The 709-nt window shown below is 52.3% G+C and carries 1 rRNA gene; it reads right to left on the reverse strand.

Annotated elements, in window-relative coordinates:
• Positions 1-334: ribosomal RNA gene (locus ACP7BY_RS20995) — 23S ribosomal RNA — on the reverse strand; the annotation flags it as partial.
• Between the last annotated feature and the right edge of the window lie 375 nt (positions 335-709).

The following is a 709-nucleotide window of genomic DNA, read 5'->3' on the forward strand; positions in this document are numbered from 1 at the left end:
TAATTCACTTGTCGGCACTGGCCTGGTCCGCGTTCGCTCGCCACTACTAACGGAATCTCGGTTGATGTCTTTTCCTCCAGCTACTGAGATGTTTCAGTTCGCCGGGTTCGCTTCACGAAAGCTATGTATTCACTTAAGTGATACCTAGCCCCATTTAGCTTGGCCGCCCCTGTTACCAGGAACGAACAAGTTAAACGGGATAGGTGGGTTTCCCCATTCGGAAATCTGCGGGTCAAAGGTTGCTCACACCTCACCGCAGCTTATCGCAGCGTGCCACGTCCTTCATCGCCTGTATGCGCCAAGGCATCCACGAATTGCCCTTACCTCACGCTTGAGAGTCCGCACCACCAATGACAATGCTGGGATCGATCCTGACGGATCGAACCAAAACTCGGCAGAGCAGCAAAGTCACAGTATCTTGGTGCGGATGATTAAAATGCTCAGCCTGATTATTAAAGCGTTGTATCCGCCTCGAACCGCTCAGATCCGGGAAAACCCGAACCAAAACGTTCTCGTCGAACCAACGCCGATATCACGGCATCGATTTTAAGAACCCATTCACAATGTCAAATAAGGCGGGGCGAACCCCGCAATTTCCGCCGAAGCGGAACCGTTTCTCTTCATCTCTAGGTTGTGCAGCTGGCGACGCTTTGGTGAGTGGTGGAGCCTATCGGGATCGAACCGATGACCTGATGCTTGCAAAGCAACC

The sequence above is a fragment of the Sphingomonas sp. PSPC2-2 genome (assembly GCF_049897725.1).
Classification (GTDB): domain Bacteria; phylum Pseudomonadota; class Alphaproteobacteria; order Sphingomonadales; family Sphingomonadaceae; genus Sphingomonas.